This window comes from Pseudomonas sp. TMW22090 (assembly GCF_022496665.1).
Lineage (GTDB): Bacteria > Pseudomonadota > Gammaproteobacteria > Pseudomonadales > Pseudomonadaceae > Aquipseudomonas > Aquipseudomonas gregormendelii.
The window spans coordinates 227,253-244,269 of the sequence record NZ_SCFH01000003.1; the positions used below are offsets into that span (position 1 = coordinate 227,253).

21 protein-coding genes are annotated in these 17,017 nt (G+C 59.4%); 11 read left to right on the forward strand and 10 right to left on the reverse strand.

Annotated elements, in window-relative coordinates:
• Positions 1-26: 26 nt before the first annotated feature.
• A complete protein-coding gene (locus EQV97_RS10260; protein ID WP_122841145.1) occupies positions 27-446 on the reverse strand; it encodes a TM2 domain-containing protein in 420 nt (139 codons plus the stop codon).
• A gap of 250 nt (positions 447-696) precedes the next feature.
• Between EQV97_RS10260 and EQV97_RS10265 the strand changes: the two genes are divergently transcribed.
• On the forward strand, positions 697-1,305 hold the full coding sequence (locus EQV97_RS10265; RefSeq protein WP_240889003.1) for a C40 family peptidase: 609 nt from the start codon (positions 697-699) through the stop codon (positions 1,303-1,305).
• A 131-nt stretch (positions 1,306-1,436) separates the two neighbouring features.
• Here EQV97_RS10265 and EQV97_RS10270 read toward each other — a convergent pair whose 3' ends face one another.
• Positions 1,437-2,471 (reverse strand): type IV pilus twitching motility protein PilT, encoded by a 1,035-nt coding sequence (locus EQV97_RS10270; RefSeq protein WP_122841143.1) that lies wholly within the window; start codon positions 2,469-2,471, stop codon positions 1,437-1,439.
• Positions 2,472-2,528: 57 nt separating this feature from the next.
• Here EQV97_RS10270 and EQV97_RS10275 point away from each other — a divergent pair, with 57 nt between their 5' ends.
• From EQV97_RS10275 to EQV97_RS10315, 9 genes are all read left to right on the forward strand, one after another.
• The gene (locus EQV97_RS10275) at positions 2,529-3,221 is read left to right on the forward strand and encodes a YggS family pyridoxal phosphate-dependent enzyme (RefSeq protein ID WP_122841142.1); all 693 of its coding nucleotides are present in this window, start codon (positions 2,529-2,531) and stop codon (positions 3,219-3,221) included.
• 24 nt (positions 3,222-3,245) lie between these two features.
• Positions 3,246-4,064, forward strand: coding sequence for a pyrroline-5-carboxylate reductase (gene proC, locus EQV97_RS10280; protein ID WP_122841141.1), 819 nt, complete (start codon positions 3,246-3,248; stop codon positions 4,062-4,064).
• Positions 4,065-4,074: 10 nt separating this feature from the next.
• The gene (locus EQV97_RS10285) at positions 4,075-4,665 is read left to right on the forward strand and encodes a YggT family protein (protein WP_045059824.1); all 591 of its coding nucleotides are present in this window, start codon (positions 4,075-4,077) and stop codon (positions 4,663-4,665) included.
• Positions 4,666-4,858: 193 nt separating this feature from the next.
• Entirely contained in the window at positions 4,859-5,998 is a 1,140-nt protein-coding gene (locus EQV97_RS10290; protein ID WP_240888900.1) for a homoserine O-acetyltransferase, read from the forward strand.
• Positions 5,999-6,005: 7 nt separating this feature from the next.
• Positions 6,006-6,626, forward strand: a complete 621-nt coding sequence (gene metW / locus EQV97_RS10295) for a methionine biosynthesis protein MetW (RefSeq protein ID WP_045059822.1) — start codon at positions 6,006-6,008, stop codon at positions 6,624-6,626.
• A gap of 26 nt (positions 6,627-6,652) precedes the next feature.
• Positions 6,653-7,087 carry a DUF4426 domain-containing protein gene (locus EQV97_RS10300; RefSeq protein ID WP_045059821.1) on the forward strand — a complete coding sequence of 145 codons (435 nt, stop codon included), beginning with the start codon at positions 6,653-6,655 and terminating at the stop codon, positions 7,085-7,087.
• Positions 7,084-7,680, forward strand: a complete 597-nt coding sequence (gene rdgB, locus EQV97_RS10305) for an RdgB/HAM1 family non-canonical purine NTP pyrophosphatase (protein ID WP_240888901.1) — start codon at positions 7,084-7,086, stop codon at positions 7,678-7,680. Before EQV97_RS10300 ends, rdgB begins: the two co-directional genes overlap by 4 nt.
• A complete protein-coding gene (gene hemW, locus EQV97_RS10310) occupies positions 7,677-8,882 on the forward strand; it encodes a radical SAM family heme chaperone HemW (protein ID WP_240888902.1) in 1,206 nt (401 codons plus the stop codon). Before rdgB ends, hemW begins: the two co-directional genes overlap by 4 nt.
• A 22-nt stretch (positions 8,883-8,904) precedes the next feature.
• Positions 8,905-9,228 carry a DUF3392 domain-containing protein gene (locus tag EQV97_RS10315; RefSeq protein ID WP_122841138.1) on the forward strand — a complete coding sequence of 108 codons (324 nt, stop codon included), beginning with the start codon at positions 8,905-8,907 and terminating at the stop codon, positions 9,226-9,228.
• A gap of 128 nt (positions 9,229-9,356) precedes the next feature.
• On the opposite strand, the gene trmB is transcribed toward EQV97_RS10315, so the two are convergent.
• The 4 genes from trmB to EQV97_RS10335 form a co-directional block, all read right to left on the reverse strand.
• Complete coding sequence (trmB, locus tag EQV97_RS10320; protein ID WP_045059818.1) at positions 9,357-10,082, reverse strand: tRNA (guanosine(46)-N7)-methyltransferase TrmB; 726 nt, start codon at positions 10,080-10,082, stop codon at positions 9,357-9,359.
• A gap of 9 nt (positions 10,083-10,091) precedes the next feature.
• A complete protein-coding gene (locus tag EQV97_RS10325; RefSeq protein WP_122841137.1) occupies positions 10,092-10,886 on the reverse strand; it encodes a thiazole synthase in 795 nt (264 codons plus the stop codon).
• Positions 10,887-10,946: 60 nt separating this feature from the next.
• Positions 10,947-11,147: a sulfur carrier protein ThiS gene (thiS, locus tag EQV97_RS10330; RefSeq protein WP_007897898.1), complete on the reverse strand. Its 201-nt coding sequence runs from the start codon at positions 11,145-11,147 to the stop codon at positions 10,947-10,949.
• 185 nt (positions 11,148-11,332) lie between these two features.
• Positions 11,333-11,704, reverse strand: a complete 372-nt coding sequence (locus EQV97_RS10335; RefSeq protein ID WP_122841136.1) for a DUF423 domain-containing protein — start codon at positions 11,702-11,704, stop codon at positions 11,333-11,335.
• Positions 11,705-11,777: 73 nt separating this feature from the next.
• On the opposite strand from EQV97_RS10335, the gene mtgA reads away from it, so the two are divergent.
• Entirely contained in the window at positions 11,778-12,500 is a 723-nt protein-coding gene (gene mtgA / locus EQV97_RS10340; RefSeq protein ID WP_122841135.1) for a monofunctional biosynthetic peptidoglycan transglycosylase, read from the forward strand.
• Positions 12,501-12,649: 149 nt separating this feature from the next.
• Here the strand turns inward: mtgA and rpoH are convergent, their stop codons facing one another.
• The 4 genes from rpoH to ftsY all read right to left on the reverse strand — a co-directional run bounded on the left by rpoH (position 12,650) and on the right by ftsY (position 16,795).
• On the reverse strand, positions 12,650-13,504 hold the full coding sequence (rpoH, locus tag EQV97_RS10345; RefSeq protein WP_045059814.1) for an RNA polymerase sigma factor RpoH: 855 nt from the start codon (positions 13,502-13,504) through the stop codon (positions 12,650-12,652).
• Positions 13,505-13,617: 113 nt separating this feature from the next.
• Positions 13,618-14,640, reverse strand: coding sequence for a permease-like cell division protein FtsX (ftsX, locus tag EQV97_RS10350; protein ID WP_122841134.1), 1,023 nt, complete (start codon positions 14,638-14,640; stop codon positions 13,618-13,620).
• Positions 14,637-15,308 carry a cell division ATP-binding protein FtsE gene (ftsE, locus tag EQV97_RS10355; RefSeq protein ID WP_045059812.1) on the reverse strand — a complete coding sequence of 224 codons (672 nt, stop codon included), beginning with the start codon at positions 15,306-15,308 and terminating at the stop codon, positions 14,637-14,639. Before ftsE ends, ftsX begins: the two co-directional genes overlap by 4 nt.
• The gene (gene ftsY, locus EQV97_RS10360; RefSeq protein ID WP_240888903.1) at positions 15,305-16,795 is read right to left on the reverse strand and encodes a signal recognition particle-docking protein FtsY; all 1,491 of its coding nucleotides are present in this window, start codon (positions 16,793-16,795) and stop codon (positions 15,305-15,307) included. The genes ftsE and ftsY overlap by 4 nt, the downstream gene beginning before the upstream one ends.
• Positions 16,796-17,017: the final 222 nt, after the last annotated feature.

Below are 17,017 nucleotides of genomic sequence, written 5' to 3' on the forward strand. Positions count from 1 at the left end.
CGAAGCGTGCGATCTTTTGATCTTGCTTAACGGCTCTGCGCGTTACGCACGGAAACCTGGTCATTCAACGTCCAGAAGTCATACAGCACCCCCAGGAAGAACAACCCGCCCGTCACCAAGTACAGCAACCCGCTGATCCATTTCCCCTGGTACATGCGGTGTACACCGAACACGCCCAGGAAGGTCAGCAGAATCCACGCGACGTTGTATTCGATCGGCCCAGCGGTGAAGCGCAGGTCTGCCTCGCGATCCATGGCCGGGATCAGGAACAGGTCGATCAGCCAACCGATACCCAGCAAACCGAAGGTGAAGAACCAGATCGTCCCGGTCACCGGCTTGCCGTAATAAAAACGGTGAGCACCGGTAAATCCGAGGATCCACAGCAGGTAGCCAATGAGCTTGCTATGGGTGTCCTGATGCGGAACAGGGTGTTGATAGGTATTCATGAATGACCTCGATTCACACGATAGATAAATATTCTTTAATTCTTTGTGACTTTTTTACGGGTGGCCGACAAATGGCAAATGTTATCCTGCCGTTCTCTAAAGTCTTGTCGCATAAGGCATTTGCCTGACGACCCGCGTACATCTGTCGCCAATTTGGTTCCCTTGAGACTTTTGCGAATCGACCAACGGACCCGGAATGGACAAAAAAGCTGTTATAAAGTTGCGCGCTAACCAATATGAGCCCTGCCTAATGCGTCCATTTTTCAAGACATGGCTAACCATTTGCCTTTTGATGCCACTGGCCGCCCACGCCACCAATCGTGAGCAACGTCTTCCTAACGTTAATGGTTACACCCCGAAATCCCATGCTTCTGCTCCTTCGAGCAAAAGCAAAAAAACCGCTCCAATCCTGACCAGTAGAAGCAGCCTGGTCCCGCCAATGGCGAGCAAGGAAAGCAGCAACGTGCTCAGCCGTGCGGTGAATGTGCTCGGTACTCCTTATCGTTGGGGCGGTAGCAGCCCAAGTAAAGGGTTTGACTGCAGCGGGCTGGTAAAATACGCGTTCAACGACGCGACATTCGACCTGCCCCGCACCTCGAACGCCATGGCCAGTGGTCATGGCGAGAAAGTCGATCGCAAGGATCTGAAGCCTGGCGACCTGATTTTCTTCAACATCAAGAGCCGTCGGGTCAATCACGTCGCCATTTACCTGGGCAACGACCGCTTCATCCACGCACCGCGTCGTGGCAAGTCGGTGAGTATCGATACGCTGAAAAAACCGTATTGGGAAAAACACTACGTAGTGGCCAAGCGCGTACTGCCGAAAGAACAGAGCGCGTTGCGGGTTGTTCAGCGCTGATCTGAAAGCACGACATCTTCGCCGGACATTACGGCCCTATCGCGAGCAGGCTCGCTCCCACTTTGGAATGCATTTCCCTGCGGGAGCGAGCCTGCTCGCGATGGCATACTTGATAGCGCCACCGATCTCCCTCAGAAGTTATCCGGCAACCGCGCCTTCTCCCGCGCATGCTCGCGGCTGATCAGCCCTTTGTTGACCAGATCCTTCAAGCACATATCCAGCGTCTGCATCCCCAACGACGCGCCGGTCTGAATCGACGAATACATCTGCGCCACCTTGTCCTCGCGGATCAGGTTACGGATCGCCGACGTTCCTATCATGATCTCGTGCGCGGCAACCCGGCCGCCACCGACTTTCTTGATCAGCGCCTGCGATACCACGGCCAGCAGGGACTCGGAGAGCATCGAGCGCACCATCGACTTCTCGTCACCCGGAAACACGTCCACCACCCGGTCGATGGTTTTCGCCGCCGACGTGGTGTGCAGCGTGCCAAACACCAGATGCCCGGTTTCCGCCGCTGTCAACGCCAGCCGAATAGTCTCCAGGTCGCGCATTTCACCCACCAGAATCACGTCCGGGTCCTCGCGCAGGGCCGAGCGCAGGGCCGTGGCGAAGCTGCGGGTATCACGGTGAACTTCGCGCTGATTGATCAGGCATTTTCGTGATTCGTGGACGAATTCGATAGGGTCCTCAATGGTGAGGATATGGTGATGACGATGGTTGTTCAGGTAATCGATCATGGCCGCGAGGGTGGTCGACTTGCCGGAGCCGGTGGGCCCGGTCACCAGCACCAGGCCGCGCGGAGCCTCGGTGATTTTGCGAAACACCTCCCCCATGCCCAGGTCATCCATGCTCAGGACTTTCGAGGGAATGGTGCGAAACACTGCACCAGCGCCACGGTTCTGGTTGAAGACATTGACGCGAAAGCGCGCCACGCCGGGCACATCAAAGGAAAAGTCGGTCTCCAGGTGCTTCTCGAAATCCACCCGCTGGGTGTCGTTCATGATCGCGTAGATAAGCTCCTGCACCTGTTTGTGATCCAGGGCAGGCAAGTTGATGCGGCGTACATCGCCATCGACGCGAATCATCGGTGGCAGGCCGGCGGACAAGTGCAGGTCGGACGCGCCCTGTTTGGCGCTGAAGGCCAGCAGCTCAGTGATATCCATAGCGCTCCTCAATTCCAGTAGAATGCCGCCAACCTCAGAACCGCTGGCGCCTCTTGAATGTCCACGATAGCAGACAACATCGCACAGGTTAGTTCGCGCATCCATGCTGCGGCCCGGGCCGCTCACCGCGACGAGCACAGCGTGCAGTTGCTCGCCGTGAGCAAGACCAAGCCCGCCGAAGCGTTGCGCGAAGCACATGCCGCCGGGATCTGCGACTTCGGCGAGAACTATCTGCAGGAAGCCCTGGGCAAACAGCTCGAATTGGCCGACCTGCCCTTGATCTGGCACTTCATCGGCCCCATTCAATCGAACAAGACTCGCGCTATCGCCGAGCACTTCGCCTGGGTGCATTCCGTGGATCGCTTGAAAATCGCACAACGCCTGTCCGAACAACGTCCGGCCGATTTGCCTCCACTGAATATCTGCATCCAGGTCAACGTCAGCGGTGAAGCCAGCAAATCCGGCTGTACCCCTGAAGATCTGCCGGCGCTGGCGCAAGCCATCAGCCAATTGCCGCGCATCCGCTTGCGCGGGCTGATGGCGATTCCCGAGCCAACTGAAGATCGCGCCGCCCAGGACGCCGCCTTTGCTGCCGTACAGCAACTGCAAGCCAGTTTGAACCTGCCGCTCGACACACTTTCCATGGGCATGAGCCACGACCTCGAGTCGGCCATCGCCATGGGCGCCACCTGGGTCCGTATCGGTACGGCCCTGTTTGGCGCCCGCGGCTCTCAACCAATGCAGCCTTGATGGCTCTCTTTGTAAGGACCTGACATGAGCAAGACTCGTATTGCCTTTATCGGTGCCGGCAACATGGCCGCCAGCCTGATCGGCGGCCTGCGCGCCAAAGGTCTGGAAGCCGCGCAGATCCGCGCCAGCGATCCGGGCGCTGAAACCCGCTCGAAAGTCGCCGCTGAACACGGCATTGCTGTATTTGCCGACAACGCCGAGGCCATCAAAGACGCCGACGTGGTCGTCCTGGCGGTCAAACCCCAGGCGATGAAGGCCGTGTGCGAAGCGATTCGCCCAAACCTGAAGCCGAACCAACTGGTGGTGTCCATCGCTGCCGGCATTACCTGCTCCAGCATGAACAACTGGCTCGGCGCACAGCCTATCGTGCGCTGCATGCCCAATACCCCGGCGCTGCTGCGCCAAGGTGTGAGCGGGTTGTTCGCTACGGCCGAAGTCAGCGCCGAGCAACGCCAGCAAGCCGAAGAGTTGCTGTCCGCCGTCGGCATCGCCCTGTGGCTTGACGAAGAACAGCAGCTGGACGCGGTCACTGCGGTGTCCGGCAGCGGCCCGGCGTACTTCTTTCTGCTGATTGAAGCGATGACCGCTGCCGGCGTGAAACTCGGCCTGCCAGCAGATATCGCCGCTCAACTGACCATGCAAACGGCGTTGGGCGCTGCACACATGGCGGTTGCCAGTGACGTCGACGCGGCTGAATTGCGTCGCCGCGTGACTTCCCCTGCAGGTACCACCGAAGCTGCAATCAAGTCGTTCCAGGCTGGCGGCTTTGAAGCGCTGGTAGAAAAAGCACTCGGCGCCGCTGCGCACCGCTCGGCCGAAATGGCCGAACAATTGGGTCAATAAGGAGCCTTACATGATTGGATTGAACACTGCAGCGGTCTACGTGCTGCAAACCCTCGGCAGTCTGTATCTGCTGATCGTACTGTTGCGTTTCGTGCTGCAACTGGTGCGGGCGAACTTCTATAACCCGCTCTGCCAATTCGCGGTAAAAGCCACCCAACCGCTGCTCAAGCCCCTGCGCCGGATTATCCCGAGCATGTTCGGCCTGGACATGTCGTCCCTGGTGCTGGCGATCCTGGTGCAATTGGCACTGATGGCGCTGACACTGCTGCTGACCTACGGCACGACCGGCAACCCGCTGCAACTGCTGATCTGGTCGCTGATCGGCGTGACCGCGCTGTTCCTGAAGATTTTCTTCTTTGCCCTGATCATCAGTGTGATCCTGTCGTGGGTTGCACCGGGTAGCCACAACCCTGGCGCCGAGCTGGTCAACCAGATCTGCGAACCGGCCCTTGCACCGTTCCGCAAGATCCTGCCAAACCTCGGCGGCCTGGATATCTCGCCGATCCTCGCGTTCATGGTGTTGAAGCTGATCGACATGCTGGTCATCAACAACCTGGCCGAGATGACGATGATGCCGCAGATCCTGCGCTTGCTCATCTAACTCCCAGGCTCACTGCAGCATCGTTCTTCGCGAGCAAGCCCGCTCCCACAGGTAAAGTGCCGACTTGTGGGAGCAAGGCTTGCCCGCGATGGCCACGCCTCGGTATGACAAGTAACAAACAGCCCCGGCCTTTGCTTGCCGCTAACCCCACCGGTCTTTAGACTTACGCCTCATTTCAACGAGAGCAGGGTCGATGCCAACTGCCTTTCCCGCCGATTCTGTTGGCCTGGTGACGCCGCACGTGGCGCACTTCAGTGAACCGCTGGCCCTGGCCTGTGGCCGTTCGCTTCCAGCCTATGACCTGATCTACGAAACCTACGGCACGCTGAACGCCACGGCGAGTAACGCCGTGCTGATCTGCCACGCCTTGTCCGGCCACCACCACGCCGCCGGTTTCCACAGCCCCGACGACCGCAAACCCGGATGGTGGGACAGTTGCATCGGCCCCGGCAAGCCCATTGATACGACTAAATTTTTTGTCGTCAGCCTGAACAACCTGGGCGGCTGCAATGGCTCCACCGGCCCGAGCAGCATCAACCCGGAGACCGGCAAGCCATTTGGAGCCGACTTCCCGGTGCTCACGGTGGAGGATTGGGTGCACAGCCAGGCACGCCTGGCGGACGTGCTCGGCATCAACCAATGGGCCGCCGTGATCGGCGGCAGCCTGGGCGGCATGCAGGCGATGCAATGGAGCATTACCTACCCCGATCGCATCCGGCACTGCCTGGCAATCGCCTCGGCCCCCAAGTTGTCGGCACAGAACATCGCGTTCAACGAAGTGGCGCGCCAGGCCATCCTGACCGACCCCGAATTCCACGGTGGCTCGTTCCAAGAAGCAGGCGTAATCCCCAAGCGCGGCTTGATGCTGGCACGGATGGTCGGGCACATAACTTATCTGTCCGATGACTCCATGGGCGAGAAATTCGGCCGCGGCCTGAAAAGTGAAAAGCTCAACTACGACTTCCACAGCGTCGAGTTCCAGGTCGAAAGCTACTTGCGTTACCAGGGGGAGGAGTTTTCCGGCCGCTTCGACGCCAACACCTATCTGTTGATGACCAAGGCGCTGGACTACTTCGATCCCGCGGCGAATTTCGACGACGACCTGGCGAAAACCTTCGCCAACGCCCAGGCCAAATTCTGCGTGATGTCGTTCACCACCGACTGGCGCTTCTCCCCTGCCCGCTCGCGGGAGCTGGTGGATGCGCTGATGGCCGCCAAGAAAGACGTGTGCTACCTCGAGATCGACGCTCCGCAAGGCCACGACGCCTTCCTGATTCCGATTCCGCGTTACCTGCAGGCGTTCAGCAACTACATGAACCGAATTTCGCTTTGAGGACATCATGAGAGCCGATCTGGAAATCATCCAGGAATGGATCCCCGCCGGCAGCCGCGTACTCGACCTGGGTTGCGGCGACGGTGAACTGCTGACCTGGCTGCGCGACAACAAGCAGGTGACCGGCTACGGGCTGGAAAACGACCCGGACAACATTGCCGAATGCGTCGCCAAAGGCATCAACGTCATCGAGCAGGACCTGGACAAGGGCCTGGGCAACTTCGCCAGCAACAGTTTCGACATCGTGGTCATGACCCAGGCATTGCAAGCGGTGCACTACCCGGACCGAATCCTCGACGAGATGCTGCGGGTCGGTCGCCAGTGCATCATCACCTTCCCGAACTTCGGCCACTGGCGCTGCCGCTGGTACCTCGCGAGCAAGGGGCGGATGCCCGTTTCCGATTTCCTGCCCTACACCTGGTACAACACGCCGAACATCCACTTCTGCACTTTCGGCGACTTTGAAGAGTTGTGTCGCGAACGTGAAGCCAAGGTCATTGATCGGCTGGCTGTCGATCAACAGCATCGCCACGGGTGGGCCAGCAAGCTATGGCCTAATCTATTAGGTGAAATCGGCATCTACCGCGTCAGCAGCCCCGGCCTGCAGGATCACAAGATCGCGGTGTGAAACACGACATTTCGAGGAGAACCAACATGGGTCGTCTAGCGCTGTTTCTATTTACTGCCTGCCTGAGCGTGACCGCCATGGCCGCCGACGCCATCAAGGGTGAACGCCAGGAAAAATTCGGTGACGTGACGGTGCATTACAACACCTTCAATTCCACCTTCCTGACGCCGGACATTGCCAAAGCCGCGGAACTGACCCGCAGCAAGAACCAGGGCGTGATCAACATTTCGGTGCTCAAGGACGGCAAGCCGCTGATGGCCCAGGTCAGCGGCACCATCAAGGACCTGACCAGCCAGAGCGTAAAGCTCAACTTCCGCCAGATCACCGAACAGGGTGCGATTTACTATATCGCCCAATACCCGGTTGATCAGCAGGAGACCCGCACCTTTAATATTCAGGTGCAGACTGGCGATAAAATCAACACCATCAATTTCAACCAAGAGCTTTTCCCCGGCCAATGATGAACTTCACCCAACTCGTACTGGCCAGCCACAATGCCGGCAAACTCAAGGAACTCCAGGCCATGCTCGGCGATTCGGTGCAATTGCGCTCGATCGGCGAATTCAGCAATGTCGAGCCTGAAGAAACGGGCCTGTCGTTTGTCGAGAATGCCATTCTCAAGGCCCGCAACGCCGCGCGCATCTCCGGCCTGCCGGCGCTGGCCGATGATTCGGGCCTGGCAGTGGATTTCCTCGGTGGCGCACCGGGCATCTATTCGGCCCGTTACGCTGATGGCCAAGGCGATGCGGCGAACAACGCCAAGCTGCTCGACGCCTTGAAAGACATACCTGAAACCGAACGCGGCGCGCAATTCGTGTGTGTACTGGCCCTGGTGCGGCACGCCGATGATCCGCTGCCGATACTCTGCGAAGGCTTGTGGCAAGGGCGCATCCTGACCCAGGCCAGCGGCGAGCATGGTTTTGGCTATGATCCGCTGTTCTGGGTGCCGGAACGCGACTGCTCCAGCGCAGAGCTGAGCCCTGGCGACAAGAACCTGATCAGCCACCGCGCCCGTGCAATGGAACTGCTGCGCCTGCGTCTGGGCCTGAAATGACCCTCGACTCCTCCGCATCGCCGCTGATTTACGGCGGCGCTGCACAACCGCCTCGGGCAGCGCTTGCCGTACTGCCGCCCCTGGCGCTGTACATCCACATCCCGTGGTGTGTACGCAAATGTCCTTATTGCGACTTCAATTCCCACACCGCCAGCCCGGTGCTTCCGGAAGAGGAATACGTCGATGCCTTGCTGGCCGATCTCGATCAGGATCTGCACGCGGTGTATGGCCGCGAGCTGAGTTCGATCTTCTTTGGCGGTGGCACGCCGAGCCTGTTCAGCGCTGCGGCCCTGGGCCGACTGCTCAAGGGCGTCGAGCAGCGCATAACGTTCGCCGCAGACATCGAAATCACCCTGGAAGCCAATCCCGGGACCTTCGAGCAGGAAAAGTTCATGGCTTACCGCGCGCTGGGCATCAATCGCCTGTCGATCGGCATCCAGAGCTTCCAGGAAGAGAAACTCAAGGCCCTGGGCCGCATTCATAACGGTGACGAAGCCCTCCGTGCTGCCGGCATGGCGCGTCAGGCCGGGTTCGACAACTTCAACCTGGACCTGATGCACGGCTTGCCCGATCAGTCCCTGGACGATGCGTTGAGTGACCTGCGCCAGGCTATCGCCCTTAAGCCGACTCACCTGTCCTGGTATCAACTGACCCTGGAACCGAACACCGTGTTCTGGAACCAGCCGCCTGCGCTGCCTGAAGATGACACCTTGTGGGACATTCAGGAGGCCGGGCAGGCGCTGATGGCCGAGCACGGCTACGCGCAATATGAAGTGTCGGCCTATGCACAGCCTGGCCGCCCAGCGCGGCATAACCTCAACTACTGGAGTTTCGGCGATTTCATCGGCATCGGTGCCGGCGCCCATGGCAAGCTGAGCCATCCGGACGGGCGCATCGTGCGCACCTGGAAGACCCGGCTGCCCAAGGATTACCTCAACCCGGCAAAAAATTTCCAGGCCGGCGAGAAAGCGCTGACCAACGAAGAGCTGCCATTCGAATTCCTGATGAACGCCCTGCGCCTGACACAAGGCGTGGATTCGCGACTCTATCCTGAGCGTACCGGCCTGCCGCTGGAAAGCTTCGCGCAAGGTCGGCTGGAGGCAGAACAAAGTGGCCTGTTGCAGGTCGAACCGTCACGCCTGGCGGCCACCGAACGCGGCCAGCTGTTTCTCAATGACTTGCTGCAGAATTTTCTGAGCTGATTTCAGCCCTAAGGGAAAACGAATGGATTTGGTACTCGACCTCCTCGCCACGGTGTCTCGCTGGAGCCGCAGCAACCTCTCGGAAATCGCCCTGGCCCTGGTGGGGTGCCTGTTGGTGTTGTTTGGTGCAGATTTCAAAGGTTGGGTCGAGCAACGCCTGGGCAGCGTCGCGGGCGCCTTGCGCGTCCCGATGATGGCCTTGCTGTGCATGGTCGGCAGCGGTGCCGCGCTGATTTATGCGACGCCGTGGATCGTCAAGGGCCTGAGCCAGTTCAACAACTACAGCCTGGCGCCGGTGCTGGTCGTGGTGCTGGTGTTGATTGGTGTAGTGGCTGACCGCCGCTGATTCTGAACACGCCACAAAAACTGTGGGAGCGGGCTTGCCCGCGATAGCGGTCTGACAGTCAACACAGTTGTTGAATGTTATGGCGTCATCGCGGGCAAGCCCGCTCCCACAGGATTTTGCATTACGGTTCAGGACTGCTTTTCGAACTTCAGATCCCACACGCCATGCCCAAGACGTTCACCACGGCGTTCGAACTTGGTGATCGGCCGCTCGGCCGGGCGCGGTACGCACTTACCGTCTTCGGCCAGGTTGCGATAACCCGGCGCGACGTTCATCACTTCCAGCATGTACTCGGCGTACGGCTCCCAGTCCGTGGCCATGTGCAGCACGCCGCCGACCTTCAACTTGCTACGCACCAGCTCAGCGAACGACGCCTGAACGATACGACGCTTGTGGTGACGACTCTTGTGCCATGGATCCGGGAAAAACAGCATCAGGCGATCAAGGCTGTTATCCGCCACGCAGCGGTTGAGCACTTCGATCGCATCGCAATCGTAGACTCGAAGGTTGGTCAGGCCCTGGGTCAGCACGCCATTGAGCAGCGCGCCAACACCCGGACGGTGCACCTCAACGCCAATGAAATCCTGCTCCGGCGAAGCCGCAGCCATTTCCAGCAAGGAATGGCCCATGCCGAAACCGATTTCCAGGGAGCGCGGCGCAGAGCGGCCAAACACTTGATCGAAGTCCACCGGCGCATCGGCGAGCGGCAGCACGAACAGTGGCGTGCCCTGCTCCAGGCCTTTCTGCTGGCCTTCGGTCATGCGCCCGGCGCGCATCACAAAACTCTTGATACGACGGTGTTGGCGCTCTTCGCCTTCTTCCGGCTGGATAGGCGTTTCTTTTGATTCAGTCATCAATGGCTCTTACTTGATCAGACCATCCAGCGGCGAGGAGGCGCTGGCATAGAGTTTTTTCGGCATGCGACCGGCGAGGTAGGCCAGACGGCCCGCGACGATCGCATGTTTCATGGCTTCGGCCATCATGACCGGCTGCTGGGCATGGGCGATAGCCGAGTTCATCAACACCGCCTCGCAGCCCAGTTCCATGGCAATCGTAGCGTCGGAAGCGGTACCCACACCGGCATCCACCAGTACGGGAATCTTGGCTTCTTCGAGGATGATCTGCAGGTTGTAAGGGTTGCAGATCCCCAGTCCCGTGCCGATCAGACCGGCCAGCGGCATCACCGCGATCACACCGATTTCCGCCAGCTGACGGGCAATGATCGGGTCATCGCTGGTGTAGACCATCACATCAAAACCTTCCTTGACCAGCACTTCGGCAGCCTTCAGGGTTTCAATCACGTTGGGAAACAGGGTTTTCTGGTCCGCCAGCACTTCGAGCTTCACCAGGTTGTGGCCGCCCAGCAGCTCCCGGGCCAGCCGACAGGTGCGCACGGCCTCGGCGGCATCGAAGCAGCCTGCCGTGTTCGGCAGGAAGGTGTAGCGATCCGGCGACAGGACTTCGAGCAGGTTCGGTTCGCCCGGGTTCTGGCCAAGGTTGGTACGGCGCACGGCGAAGGTCACGATCTCGGCACCCGAGGCTTCGATGGCCAGGCGGGTTTCTTCCATGTCACGGTACTTGCCTGTGCCTACCAGCAAACGCGACTGGTAGGTACGACCGGCCAGGACGAAGGGCTTGTCGCTACGAACGATGCTCATGGGAAATCCTCTGTTGGGGTGAGGTTCTTGCAGAATTCTGTGCCCTTGCGGGCCGGGCGACTAGCCGCCGCCGATGGCGTGCACAACTTCGACTGAATCACCGTCGTTCAAGGTGGTTTCGGCATGCTGGCTGCGCGGGACGATGTCCAGATTGAGCTCGACCGCTACCCGGCGTCCGGTAAGTTCCAGACGGGTCAGCAGGGCCGCAACGGTTTCACCGTCGGGCAGTTCAAGGGATTCGCCGTTCAACTGAATGCGCATGCCGCAGGCCACCATCATTTTAAGGGGCTGGCATTCTAGCCCGATCAACCAGATCGACCCAAGCCATTCGTCTTGAAACACAATCCTCCCGGTAGGAGCTGCCGCAGGCTGCGATCTTTTGATCTGGCTTTTTTGAAGATCAAAAGATCGCAGCCTGCGGCAGCGCCTACAGAGGTTTGGTTACCTCAGGCCAGGCGCCAGGCGGCAAGACCCAGGCAAAACCAGCCCACCAGAAACGCCAGCCCGCCAAACGGGGTGATGATCCCAAGTTTGCTGATGCCCGTCATGGTTAACACATACAAGCTGCCGGAAAACAGCAGGATGCCGATCGCAAACGAAGCACCTGCCCACGTGACCAGGCGTCCCGGCATTTGTGTCGCCAGCAGCGCCACGCCCAGCAATGCCAGGGTATGCACCAATTGATAAGTGACGCCGGTGTGGAATATCGCAAGGTATTCAGGCGTCAGGCGACTCTTCAGGCCATGGGCAGCGAATGCGCCCAGGGCAACTCCGGTAAAGCCGAAAAAAGCGGCCAGCATCAGAAAGCCACGCAGCATGAGAACTCCAGTCAGACTCGATCAACAGGGTCTGTATAATGGCCCGCTCAACGGGTTCGGCCAAGCCATCTCTATGCTGCGTTTAATTGTACGAAGATTCACCAAGGCCGTGCTCTGGTTCGCGGGCGGCAGCGTATTGCTGGTGCTGATATTTCGCGTGGTGCCGCCCCCGGGAACGGCCTTGATGGTCGAGCGCAAGATCGAGTCATGGTTCGACGGCGAGCCCATTGACCTGCAACGCACCTGGAAACCCTGGGATGAGATCTCCGACGACCTCAAGCTTGCGGTGATTGCCGGTGAAGACCAGAAATTCCCGGAGCACTGGGGATTCGATTTTGGCGCGATTCAAAAAGCCCTGGCTCACAACGAGCTCGGCGGTTCGATTCGGGGCGCCAGCACCTTGAGCCAGCAGGTGTCGAAGAACCTGTTCTTGTGGTCCGGCCGCAGCTGGCTGCGCAAAGGCCTGGAAGCGTGGTTTACCGGGTTGATAGAAGTGCTCTGGCCCAAGCAGCGGATTCTTGAGGTTTACCTCAACAGTGTGGAGTGGGATGAGGGCGTGTTTGGCGCAGAGGCGGCAGCGCGGCACCACTTTGGTGTTAGCGCAAAAGGGCTCAGTCGTCAGCAATCCAGCCTGCTGGCGGCGGTCCTGCCAAACCCGCGAGTCTGGAGCGCGAGCCATCCCACCAGCTATGTTGCGCGACGCGCAGGATGGGTTCGACAACAGATGGGCCAGCTGGGTGGCGACAGCTATCTGCTGGGCCTGAACGACTCGCGTCGACCGCCTTGGGCGCAATGAACGCCCAAAGCAAAAGATCGCAGCCTTCGCCAGCTACAGGTGTACACATTTATCTGTAGGAGCTGCCGAAGGCTGCGATCTTTTGATCTTATGAACAAAAACGCCCCGATCATCGCTGATCGGGGCGTTTTTCATGGCGTTCGCCAGAGTTACGCCGCGATAGACAACTTGAGCTTGTTCATCGCGCTCTTCTCAAGCTGACGAATACGCTCGGCCGACACGTTGTACTTCTGCGCCAGGTCATGCAGCGTGGCTTTCTCTTCAGCCAACCAGCGCTGATAAAGAATGTCACGACTGCGGTCGTCCAGCACTTCCAGCGCCTCGTGCAGGTTGTGGTTGGAGTTATCACTCCAGTCAGCGTCCTCCAGTTGACGTGCCGGGTCGTACCGGTGGTCTTCCAGATAGTTGGCTGGCGACTGGAAAGCACTATCGTCGTCTGCTTCGGCAGCCGGGTCGAAGGCCATGTCATGGCCGGTCAGGCGACTTTCCATCTCGCGCACTTCACGCGGTTCAACGCCGAGGCTTTCCGCCACGCGGTGAACTTCCTCGTTATTCAACCATGCCAGACGTTTCTTCTGGCCACGCAGGTTGAAGAACAGCTTGCGCTGGGCCTTGGTGGTCGCGACCTTCACGATGCGCCAGTTGCGCAGGATGAACTCGTGAATCTCCGCCTTGATCCAGTGCACGGCAAACGAAACCAGACGCACACCCATTTCCGGGTTGAAGCGCTTCACGGCCTTCATCAGGCCGACGTTGCCTTCCTGGATCAGGTCAGCCTGAGCCAGACCGTAGCCGGAATAGCTACGGGCAATGTGTACGACAAAACGCAGGTGGGCGAGCACCATCTGCCGAGCCGCCCCCAAATCCTGCTCATAATAGAGACTCTCGGCCAGTTCACGCTCCTGCTCCGGCGTCAGCAATGGAATGCTGTTCACCGTGTGCACATAGGCCTCCAGGTTCGCACCCGGGACCAGAGCATATGCAGGTTGCAAAGAATTGGTCATACGAAAAAACCTCCGTCTTACATAACTCGTGCAGTTCAGCACTGCGAAAATTGACCGGAAACCGAAGAATAAGTTCCCATAAACGCTGAAAGGTCAATACGAGCAAAATGATATTACTTCGGCGCAAGCTCCCGCAGGTGGCGTGCGACTGCAATCCATGCACCGATATACCCCAACAGCACCGCGCCAAGCAAGAGCGACAGACCATCGGCAACCGGTACCCCGGCCAAGGCGAAATCACTGCCGTACAAACCGGCCAGGCCGACCACCGCATCGTTCAGCCAGTCCAGGCCAAACGCCAACAAGCCCCACGAAAAAATCCCTGCACCGAAGCCATACAGCGCGCCCATGTACAGAAAGGGCCTGCGTACATAACTGTCAGTGCCGCCCACGAGTTTAATCACTTCTATCTCTGTGCGGCGGTTTTCAATATGAAGACGAATGGTATTGCCTATCACCAAAAGTAATGCAGAAACCAGCAGCACGGTCAGACCGAAGACAAAACGGTCGCCCAGCTTCAGGATCGCGGCCAAACGCTCGACCCAGACCAGATCAAGTTGCGCCTGCTGCACCTTTGGCAACTCGGAAAGTTTTTGTCTCAATGCTTCAAGAGCGGGCTTGTCGACCTCATTCGGGGTGACCAGTACCACGCCAGGCAGCGGGTTTTCGGGCAGCTCCTTGAGCGCGTCGCCCAGGCCTGACTGCTGCTGAAACTCTTCGAGCGCCTGGTCGCGGCCTACGTATTCAGCATCGGCGACGCCGGGGATAGCTTTTATCTGCTCACGCAATGCCTCCCCCTGCTCAGCGCTGGCGTCGAGTTGCAGGTACAGGGAAATCTGCGCCGCACGCTGCCAGGAACCACCTAGACGCTCGACGTTACCTAGCAGAAGTGACAGCCCCATGGGCAGGCTCAGCGCGACCGCCATCACCATGCAGGTGAAAAAGCTGCCAATAGGCTGCTTGCCCAAACGACGCAGGCTGTCCATCAGGCTGGCGCGATGGCTTTCGATCCAGGCATGGAACAACGTGGCAAAATCGGGGCCGTCATCGTCGTCGCGTTTTTTCTTCTGCGGTTGCGGATCGGCGGCCTTCGGGGCCACGCGCTCGGAAACCTTGGGACTACGAGTCGCACTCATACGCCGGCCTCCCCGTCACCGATCAATCGACCGCGCTGCAGGGTCAGCATGCGGTGACGCATGCGGGCGATCAATGCCAGGTCGTGACTGGCGATCAGCACGCTGGTGCCGAGGCGATTGATGTCTTCAAATACCCCCATGATCTCTGCCGCCAGGCGCGGGTCGAGGTTACCGGTGGGTTCATCCGCCAGCAGCAAGGCCGGGCGATGGACGATGGCCCGGGCTATGCCGACGCGCTGTTGTTGACCAGTAGAGAGGTCCCCCGGGTACAGGTCGGTCTTGTCGGAAAGCGCCACACGCTCAAGGGCGGAGTCGACGCGCTTGACGATCTCGGCCTTCGACAAGCCGAGTATCTGCAGCGGCAAGGCAATGTTATTGAACACCGTACGATCGAACAGCAGCTGGTGATTCTGGAACACTACCCCGATCTGACGCCGCAAAAAGGGGATCTGCGCATTGCTGATGGTGGCCAGGTCCTGCCCGGCCAGCAGCAACTTGCCGGTAGTCGGGCGCTCCATGGCCAACAACAGCCGCAGCAATGTACTTTTACCGGCGCCGGAATGCCCGGTTACAAACAGGAACTCGCCCCGACGGACCCGAAAGCTCAGCTCGTGCAAGCCGACGTGACCGTTCGGATAGCGTTTACCGACCTGTTCGAAACGAATCATGAACGCTCCCGCTCGGCAAACAGTGCCTGGACAAAGGGTTCTGCTTCAAAAGTACGCAAGTCATCGATGCCTTCGCCGACACCAATGTAGCGAATAGGCAAGCCGAACTGCTTGGCCAGGGCGAAAATCACCCCGCCCTTGGCCGTGCCATCGAGCTTGGTCAGCGCCAGCCCGGTCAATTCAACGGTCTGGTTGAATTGCTTGGCCTGGTTGATGGCGTTCTGGCCGGTCCCCGCGTCAAGCACCAGCAACACTTCGTGCGGCGCGTCCGCATCGAGCTTGCTGATCACCCGGCGAACCTTCTTCAGTTCTTCCATCAGGTTGTCTTTGGTGTGCAGGCGCCCGGCCGTATCGGCTATCAATACATCGATGCCCCGAGCCTTCGCGGCCTGCACGGCGTCAAAGATAACCGATGCCGAGTCGGCGCCAGTGTGTTGGGCGATCACCGGGATCTTGTTGCGCTCGCCCCAGACCTGCAACTGCTCGACCGCAGCGGCACGGAAGGTGTCACCGGCGGCCAGCATGACTTTCTTGCCTTCGAGCTGCAGCTTTTTGGCCAGCTTGCCAATCGTGGTGGTCTTGCCGGCACCGTTGACGCCAACGACCAGAATGACGAATGGCTTGTTCTGTGAGGTGATTTTCAGCGGCTGCTCAACCGGCTTGAGCATGGCGGCCAACTCCGCCTGCAGCGATTTATACAGCGCAGCCGCATCGGCCAACTCCTTGCGCGCGACCTTCTGGGTCAGGCGCTGGATGATCACCGAAGTGGCTTCGACGCCAACATCGGCTGTCAGCAGGCGGGTTTCGATGTCTTCGAGCAATTCGTCATCGATGAACTTCTTGCCCAGGAACAGGCTGGCCATGCCCTCGCCAATGCTGGCGCTGGTCTTGGACAAGCCTTGCTTGAGCCGCGCGAAGAAACCCGCCTTGGATTCTTCGGTTCGCACAGGCTCTGCAACAGGCTCGATGATGGCAACCGACGTCTCGACCACTGGCGCTGGCGCTGGTGCCGGAGCGGGTGCTGGCACTGGCACTGGCACTGGTACCACTGCAACAGCCTCAGGCTCAGCCAATACCACCGGGGCGACAGGCGGCTCCACAAACAGTGCCTGAGCGGGCTCCGGCGCGACAACCGTCGGTGCCGGGATTGGCGGCGGCAGGTGCGGTGCCAGTTCATCCTCGACCAACGCCACCGGTTCTTCCGCGACGGGCAATTTTAACCAGGGTTCGGCGACCGGAACCGGAGTCGAGGGTTGCTCAGCCACGACTTCAGGTTCAGGCTCGACGATCGGCTGCAGCACCGGCTCGGCGATCGGCAGGACAATCGGCGCCGGCTCCTCATCCAGTACCGGCTCTGGAACCGGCTCATTAAGTGGCTGTGGCTGTTCGACGACGGTTTCCTGCGGCTTTTTGCGCAGCCATCCGAACAGGCCTTTCTTCTCGCCAGCCGCAGCTGGGGTCTTCTTGTCGTCGTTGGAACCAAACATGGAGGACGGCTATCTCACGGTAGCGACGCGCCCACAGGCGCCTCGGCAAATAAATATTCAATGCTGAACAGACTGCAATAGATCGAGCTTGTTCACGCGCAACATTTTGTAGAGGTGTACGGGACACCTCAGGAAAACGATTTAACACAGGACTGATGCGGCAAAATCGGCGAAAAAGCAGAACTCTGCCAATAAATGCCGAATTCCCGTCGCGAACCCATA

Excerpts from the sequence above, each read along its gene's own strand:
- EQV97_RS10260 (WP_122841145.1), bottom strand. The coding sequence starts at position 446 with ATGAATACCTATCAACACCCTGTTCCGCATCAGGACACCCATAGCAAG.
- EQV97_RS10265 (WP_240889003.1), top strand. The coding sequence starts at position 697 with ATGCGTCCATTTTTCAAGACATGGCTAACCATTTGCCTTTTGATGCCA.
- EQV97_RS10270 (WP_122841143.1), bottom strand. The coding sequence starts at position 2,471 with ATGGATATCACTGAGCTGCTGGCCTTCAGCGCCAAACAGGGCGCGTCC.
- EQV97_RS10275 (WP_122841142.1), top strand. The coding sequence starts at position 2,529 with ATGTCCACGATAGCAGACAACATCGCACAGGTTAGTTCGCGCATCCAT.
- proC (WP_122841141.1), top strand. The coding sequence starts at position 3,246 with ATGAGCAAGACTCGTATTGCCTTTATCGGTGCCGGCAACATGGCCGCC.
- EQV97_RS10285 (WP_045059824.1), top strand. The coding sequence starts at position 4,075 with ATGATTGGATTGAACACTGCAGCGGTCTACGTGCTGCAAACCCTCGGC.
- EQV97_RS10290 (WP_240888900.1), top strand. The coding sequence starts at position 4,859 with ATGCCAACTGCCTTTCCCGCCGATTCTGTTGGCCTGGTGACGCCGCAC.
- metW (WP_045059822.1), top strand. The coding sequence starts at position 6,006 with ATGAGAGCCGATCTGGAAATCATCCAGGAATGGATCCCCGCCGGCAGC.
- EQV97_RS10300 (WP_045059821.1), top strand. The coding sequence starts at position 6,653 with ATGGGTCGTCTAGCGCTGTTTCTATTTACTGCCTGCCTGAGCGTGACC.
- rdgB (WP_240888901.1), top strand. The coding sequence starts at position 7,084 with ATGATGAACTTCACCCAACTCGTACTGGCCAGCCACAATGCCGGCAAA.
- hemW (WP_240888902.1), top strand. The coding sequence starts at position 7,677 with ATGACCCTCGACTCCTCCGCATCGCCGCTGATTTACGGCGGCGCTGCA.
- EQV97_RS10315 (WP_122841138.1), top strand. The coding sequence starts at position 8,905 with ATGGATTTGGTACTCGACCTCCTCGCCACGGTGTCTCGCTGGAGCCGC.
- trmB (WP_045059818.1), bottom strand. The coding sequence starts at position 10,082 with ATGACTGAATCAAAAGAAACGCCTATCCAGCCGGAAGAAGGCGAAGAG.
- EQV97_RS10325 (WP_122841137.1), bottom strand. The coding sequence starts at position 10,886 with ATGAGCATCGTTCGTAGCGACAAGCCCTTCGTCCTGGCCGGTCGTACC.
- thiS (WP_007897898.1), bottom strand. The coding sequence starts at position 11,147 with ATGCGCATTCAGTTGAACGGCGAATCCCTTGAACTGCCCGACGGTGAA.
- EQV97_RS10335 (WP_122841136.1), bottom strand. The coding sequence starts at position 11,704 with ATGCTGCGTGGCTTTCTGATGCTGGCCGCTTTTTTCGGCTTTACCGGA.
- mtgA (WP_122841135.1), top strand. The coding sequence starts at position 11,778 with ATGCTGCGTTTAATTGTACGAAGATTCACCAAGGCCGTGCTCTGGTTC.
- rpoH (WP_045059814.1), bottom strand. The coding sequence starts at position 13,504 with ATGACCAATTCTTTGCAACCTGCATATGCTCTGGTCCCGGGTGCGAAC.
- ftsX (WP_122841134.1), bottom strand. The coding sequence starts at position 14,640 with ATGAGTGCGACTCGTAGTCCCAAGGTTTCCGAGCGCGTGGCCCCGAAG.
- ftsE (WP_045059812.1), bottom strand. The coding sequence starts at position 15,308 with ATGATTCGTTTCGAACAGGTCGGTAAACGCTATCCGAACGGTCACGTC.
- ftsY (WP_240888903.1), bottom strand. The coding sequence starts at position 16,795 with ATGTTTGGTTCCAACGACGACAAGAAGACCCCAGCTGCGGCTGGCGAG.